The organism is Desulfosarcina sp. (genome assembly GCF_033791525.1).
Lineage (GTDB): Bacteria > Desulfobacterota > Desulfobacteria > Desulfobacterales > Desulfosarcinaceae > Desulfosarcina.
On the sequence record NZ_JASJGN010000310.1, the window covers coordinates 1 to 6,764 of the forward strand.

The 6,764-nt window shown below is 53.6% G+C and carries 5 protein-coding genes; 3 read left to right on the forward strand and 2 right to left on the reverse strand.

Annotated features, from left to right (window positions below; genetic code table 11):
• Together QNK41_RS15545 and QNK41_RS15550 are read left to right on the forward strand one after the other, a co-directional pair.
• The coding region (locus tag QNK41_RS15545; protein WP_319258507.1) for an OmpA family protein at positions 1 to 208 on the forward strand (208 nt) is incomplete at its 5' end.
• A gap of 93 nt (positions 209 to 301) precedes the next feature.
• On the forward strand, positions 302 to 3,214 hold the full coding sequence (locus QNK41_RS15550) for a CHASE2 domain-containing protein (protein ID WP_319258509.1): 2,913 nt from the start codon (positions 302 to 304) through the stop codon (positions 3,212 to 3,214).
• Positions 3,215 to 3,345: 131 nt separating this feature from the next.
• Here the strand turns inward: QNK41_RS15550 and QNK41_RS15555 are convergent, their stop codons facing one another.
• The gene (locus QNK41_RS15555) at positions 3,346 to 3,765 is read right to left on the reverse strand and encodes a hypothetical protein (RefSeq protein ID WP_319258511.1); all 420 of its coding nucleotides are present in this window, start codon (positions 3,763 to 3,765) and stop codon (positions 3,346 to 3,348) included.
• A gap of 13 nt (positions 3,766 to 3,778) precedes the next feature.
• Positions 3,779 to 4,498 carry a ferritin family protein gene (locus tag QNK41_RS15560; RefSeq protein WP_319258513.1) on the reverse strand — a complete coding sequence of 240 codons (720 nt, stop codon included), beginning with the start codon at positions 4,496 to 4,498 and terminating at the stop codon, positions 3,779 to 3,781.
• A gap of 811 nt (positions 4,499 to 5,309) precedes the next feature.
• On the opposite strand from QNK41_RS15560, the gene QNK41_RS15565 reads away from it, so the two are divergent.
• A complete protein-coding gene (locus tag QNK41_RS15565; RefSeq protein WP_319258515.1) occupies positions 5,310 to 6,452 on the forward strand; it encodes an efflux RND transporter periplasmic adaptor subunit in 1,143 nt (380 codons plus the stop codon).
• The last annotated feature ends 312 nt before the right edge of the window (positions 6,453 to 6,764 follow it).

Sequence of the window (6,764 nt, forward strand, 5' to 3'; positions counted from 1 at the left end):
GGGACACACGGACACACTGGGAGACAAGGCCTATAATCTGGATCTCTCCATTCGCCGAGCGCTGGCCGTCAAGCAGCAGTTAGTAGACAACGGTGTTGACGACACCTTCATGGATGTCTCTTCCCATGGCGAAGAACACCCGCTGGTCAAAACTGCCGACAATGTGGGCAATGCCAAGAACCGGCGTGTAGAAGTGATCGTCCGCTAGCGCCACAGTCATCATTTCACGGACCAAGGGGCGTTCCCGGCATCTGAGACGGCCTCGGCGGGGAAAGCTCCGGAGGTTTTATAAGCAATGGACATGTCCACCCACAACCTAAATCCTTCGGCCAGGACAACCATTATACTCGGTGTCCTACTGACGGTCATTTGGTCTGCGGTCTATCTCGTTCAACCCGATTTCATCGAAGGTCTCCAATTCAAATTGACCGACACCATCGTCGCCGGTGCTGCAGAGACCGGGATCACCGATAAAGTCGCGGTGGTGGATATTGATGAACAATCCTTAAAGACCTGGGGCCAATGGCCTTGGCCCCGTTCTCAACTGGCAACCCTGTTGAACGAACTTGCCGGTATGGGACCCAGGTGCATCGCCCTGGATTTTATTATGGCTGAACCGGACCGGACTTCCCCTAAAACCCTCCATGAGGAGCTCAAGCGTGAACTCGGCTTGCTCGAGAATGGCGGGGACGCTCCGCCCACACTGCCGGACAACGATGTTATCATGGCAGCCACCCTGTCCGGCGGACCGTTTGTTTTAGGCTACGAATTTCATTTTGAAGACAATCATCGAAATAGCGCGGGCTGCCACCTCTATCCGCTTGAATTGATCGACATCCAACAACCGGCCAACGGGGCCGCATCGCTTACTCTGCATCAGGCGCAAGGTGCGGTCTGTAACATCGATCAGCTGGCACGTGCAGCGCCCCACTCAGGATTTCTAAACGGCCGGGTCGATGGTGACGGACGGCTGCGCCGCCTGCCCCTGGTGATTCGCTACGGCCAGTCCGTTTACCCCAACCTCGCGCTGGCCGCGCTGCTGCCCACCGTTATTGGTCAACCGGCGAAGCTGAAACAGCGAGCAGGTGACCAGAGCAGCCTGATACTGGGCGACCATTCCATTCCCATAGACCATAACGGGAACCTGCGTATCCGCTTTGCCGACAAACAATCGACCCTTCGCCACATATCGGCGAACCGGGTCCTGACCGGTCAGGTTGACGAATCCGAGATCAAAAACCGCATGGTATTTGTGGGCCTGAGTGCGTCCGGCCTGGCATCGGCATACCAGACACCGGCCGGTGGCCTGTTTACGGCTGTCGAGGTGCATGCCCAGGCGCTCGAAACGATTTTGTCCAACAGCTTTATCTATCGCCACACGGGGATCGTTCTGGCTGAAGTCATCTTGTCCATGATGGTGGCCCTTTTATACAGCCTGTGCATCGCCCGCCTTGAATTTGTGACCACCACGGCAATCGGCGCAGCCGGCATCGTCTTGGTCGCAGGGGGGGCACAGCTGCTCTTCAACAGCCGGCAGGTGCTTCTGTCGCCCTTGTTGCCCGCCGCTGTGATCATCAGCTGCGGACTGTTTCTCATGCTCTTTAAATACTGGACCAGACAACGAAAAGCCCGCCATCGCCTGCAGGATGCGTTGATTTTGATGCGAAGCAGCCAAAAGGATCTGAACGCCATCATCGAGACCATTCCCGATATCGTGTTCCGACTTGACGCCTCCGGCCGAATCACCTTCATCAGCCCGGCTCTGGCCAAATACAAGAAACAACCCGAGGAACTGATCGGGAAACCCATTCTCGATCTTGTGATTCCCAAAGACAGGGATCTGGCCACCTATCGGATCAATGAACGGCGCACGGGTGACCGCGCCACCACCGATCTGGAGGTACGGCTGATGCTTTCCCCGACTGACGGTGAAGAAAACAGCAAAGAAAGGGTTTTCAGCGTATCGGCGCAAGGTATTTACGCCAAGGCGTCGCCGGACGCCGCATCGTTTTCGGGTACTCAGGGCATCGCCAGGGACATCAACGACCGCAAACACCTCGAAAACAAATTGGAGCAGTCCAAAAAAATGGAAGCCATGGGCAATCTTGCTGCAGGGGTTGCCCACGATCTGAACAACATCCTTAGCGGATTGGTCAGCTACCCGGAACTGCTCCTGTTGGATCTGCCACCGGACAGCCCGATGAGAGATAGCATCAAGACGATCCAGCGATCCGGCCAACGGGCGGCGGATATTGTCCAGGACATGCTGATGATCGCCCGCCGTGGTGTTAAAAATTTCGATATCATCAATTTTAACGATGCCATTTGCGGCTACCTGACGACGCCCGAGTTCAAGAACCTGGCGGGAAACCATCCCAACATACGCGTCTCCACAGACTTGGCCGATGACTTGATGAACGTGAAAGGTTCATCCGTTCACATCTCAAAAGTAATTATGAATCTGGTCGGCAATGCAGCCGAAGCCATGCCGGCTGGGGGGACCATCTGCCTGTTTACCCGCAACCGGTACCTGGACACGGCGATCGATCGGTACGAAAGAATCCCGGAGGGAGAATATGTCATGTTAGGCGTCACCGACGAGGGGGTCGGCATCCCGCCGGAGGAGCTTCACCGAATTTTTGAACCGTTCTACAGCAAAAAACGGATGGGCCGCAGCGGTTCGGGCCTGGGTATGACCGTGGTCTGGAACACGATCAAGGACCACGCCGGTTTTGTGGACATTCATAGCAGGGAGGGAGACGGCACCCGGTTCAATGTTCTTCTGCCTGCCACCCGCGAAGAGGAGAACGGAACCAAACGCCGGGTCGTTCTCCAGGATTATACCGGTACGGAGCGCATCCTCGTCGTAGACGACATCCCCGAACAGCTCGAGATTGCGGTCAGGATGCTGAGCAGACTCGGCTACCAGATCGCGTCTGCATCGGGCGGTGCGGAGGCCGTGGCCCATGTACAGGCCAACCCGGTCGATCTTCTGGTGCTCGATATGGTCATGCCCCCCGGAATCGACGGTCTGGAGACCTACCGGAGGATTCTGGACGTCCGTCCCGGCCAGAAAGCCATTATTGCCAGCGGCTATGCCCCATCTGATCGCGTCAAGGCCATGCAGGAGATGGGCGCCGGCGTGCATATCCGCAAGCCGTACACCATGGAGAAAATCGGCCTGGCCGTCCGGCGTGAACTGGACCGAAAATGACGACGCGGATATGCTGAAACAAGGTAAGCGTTCCCAGGTTCAGCGTTCACCGTTCCGGGTTTGCTCTCATTCGTTGACCGTATTTTTTTGACCCACCGATTTCAGCTGGTTTGGACCCCGACCGGCAATTTTCATGCCCCATCGGTGCCGGGGAGTTCTTTTGCCGTTTGGACCTTTTTGCTTCGCAGCTTGCCCATCAGGTTGGAAAGCTTGTGCGTGCGTGGGGAGCATTCACCCGGTTTCATCGAGGTGACCTGCTGCGCGCATGATTGAAAGGCTGTGTTAAGATTTTTTATCTCCCGGTGCAATTGAAAGCGTTCATGAAATAAAGAAACACATGCCAGCACGATGCCGGCCAGGAAAAAGAGCAACGCCTGGGTGACGTTTGCAAGCGGTGGCAGCCCTAATTCAGCGACGTACAAATTTAACGTCAGCGTCTGCTCACTCAGGTAAAATTCACGATTCTGATAAACGATCAGGGCCATTGTAAATATTATTAGTGTCCATATGCTCAATCTTAGCTTCATTTCCATCCTCCATTCTGTGCGCATGCCCATCCACCTATTAAATGTGGTTATTTGGGCTGCAGGTCATCATTCCATTATCTGTTTCAAAGGCGACAAGTTCGATATAGGAGGATGTCGTTCCCCCCTGAACCGGGCAGTTGGAAGGCAGTTTGTCCAATACAACCACGCCCGTCTGCCTGCAGATGAAATACTTCGGCTGGTGCCGGCTGAATTTTGCCGTCAACGCCCCGAAGAAATACCCGCTGTAGGAATGAATCTTTTTTAGTTTCTCGCGATGATGGCGTTGCACTTCGATTGCAATTTGAAGGGCTCGGATCGCCTGGCGGTGTCCTTCGCTGGTGATTTGCCTGAGGGCGTTGGGAAAAGATACATCCGTTTCCCGCAGTTCCATTTCAATGGCCGCGCGAAGATTGTCCTGGGTTATCCCCACCGTTCGGGATTGGGGCATGCACCGCTTTCGGTCGCCCTTCAGGTCAACCAACAACCGATGGAAATGACCCGTCATCACGGACTGAGAAGCGGCCATGGCGGCAAACAGCCTGGCCATTTCATCGAGGTTTTCTTTCTTGGCTTGGATTTCATAGGCTTGGTAGTGCTGCCAGGCGGACAACCCTCTCTCGTAGAGCTGCGCCAATTCGTCGATTGTTTTTGAATAGTCGTTGATTTCTGCAGCTGGCGCCAGGGCCGGCATGCATAGTATGCAAGCCACCAGCAGCCAGACCATCCTCATCGTCATCTGGTGTGCCTTTGAAATCATGGTCTCTTCCCGATAGATCGAATGATGAGAAGCGTCCGGTGCCTGGTTTCCAGGCGGACAGCCTTATTCTCATTGTGATGGGGTGCAGTGAGTCTGGGTGCCGCTGCATGTTCGATGTCATCTTGTTGGACATTGCGTCTTCTCCCTGGCTCGGAGCGGTGCTTTGCCCGCCGGCAGTTTCAAAACGTCCCCAACGGCTCGACGCTAGTGCAGACTGATGCGAAAGACAACGATGGCAGAACAGACCGTGAACCAAACGAGCGACTCGAATGGTTTCAGAGATTCAATTATGTAGGTCACGCTAAATTTCGATTTCATGTCGATTCCTCCGTTGATGATGAATCCGATAGCTCCCGATTTTCCCTGAGATGTAGAGCAATCTCCGGGCCATGTTGCAGCTCGACAACCGGTTAATACATAACATTTAGTTATTATTTAATAATTTGGAAGTTCCGATTTTATTATGGCGCGAGGAACCCAACGGCCTTGCGCGAAAAGGCCCGATCATGCGTGATATGGCACACGCCGACCTATTGCTCAGTGGTGTAAAAATCCGGAATGACAAGGATTGGAATGTTTAATTGCCAATGGATCATATGAGAAAGTGGCTTCATTCTCTCTGGGTTCTTGGATTATTCATTTTTATGGTATATATTACGAGCAATTAATCTTTTTTGACCCGTTCTTCAAAATGCAGCATAACCCGCACACGAATTGAAAAACGGGAATATACTTACAGTGAAAAGCATCCCTGTCTTAGCCGCGGAACATTTCACGTTATTCAAACCACCAACACTGCAGAGAAGGCACCATGAGATTTAAAATCATCGGTCTGATTGCCTGCTTGTCCCTTTATCTATTCGCTTGCAGCGAGAAACAAGCCACCCAAGCGCCGCCCCCGCCGCCTGAGGTCTCCGTCGTCGAAACCCAGGCCCAGGATGTTCCCCTGTTCCTGGAATTTGTGGGCCAGACCGCCGGGTTAAAGGACATCGCCATCCGTGCCCGCGTGGAAGGCTTTCTGGAGGGACTTCATTTCCAGGAAGGTGGTGAAGTTAAAAAAGGCGACCTGCTTTACACGTTGGAGAGTCAACCTTTCGAAGAAAAGGTTTCCGCCAGAATGAGTGCTGTCGCCGAAGTGAAAACCATGCTGGCCAAAACCAAAGGGGACCTGGATCGCATCAAACCACTGGCCGAAATTAATGCGGTCAGCAAAAGCGACCTGGATGAAGCCATGGCCGCATATGAAGCCACACAGTCTTCTTTAGAAGCGGCCAAAGCCACTTTGCGGGCCACCAAGATTGAACTCAGTTACACCAAGATCGATTCGCCCATCGATGGCATCATCGGCAAATCACAGGCCAAGGTGGGCGATTTCGTGGGCAGGGAACCCAACCCGGTGATCCTGACTACCGTCTCACAGGTGGATACCATCCTGGTGACCTTTTTCATTACCGAAACCCAGTATCTGGAACTGGCCCGCAATCTCGCCGGTGTCGATCCAGATAAGATGGATGAACAGAAGCCCAGCCTGGAACTGATCCTGATCGACGGGTCTGTCTATACGCACAAAGGGCAACCTGACTTCGTGGACCGGGAGGTGGATACCACCACCGGGGCCATGCTGGTCCAGGCCTCCTTCCCCAACCCTGAAAAATTGCTCCGTCCGGGCCAGTTCGCCCGGGTAAGGATCAGAGGCCAGGTGGTCAAGGACGGCATCCTGATCCCCCAGCGCTGCGTCATGGAACTGCAAGGCCTGCACAACGTGTATGTGGTGGATGCGAGCAACAAAGCTGAGATCCGGGAAATCACGGTTGGCCCCAAAGTTGGTTCCAACTGGCTGGTCACCAAGGGGCTCAAGCCAGGCGAAAAAGTCGTTTACGAAGGCCTCCAGAAGGTCAAAGATGGCATCGACGTCAAGCCAACCATGGCAGACCTCAACCCCAAAGATGCATAACACCATTTCATCGCATGTGTTCTAAAGCCCTCCGGCTTTTGCATCCATAGGGTGAACCCCAATGTTGCATAAACAGTATGGATAAAGATAGCTAAATAAAAGGTATCATAATGAATATAAACAGGTTTCTACCATTTTCTGGATGTCACCAATGGTGAATTCCAAGAATAGCTCAGTTTTTCTCATTGTGTTTACCTTCCAGGAAAGCTGGAGGACTTCAGATCCCGTGTTGTCAAGGGATCGCGGTAGCCGATTACAGCTTCACCCTTGACGCCTTGGCTCTGAAGCCCTCCAGCTTTTACAACGTTGGGG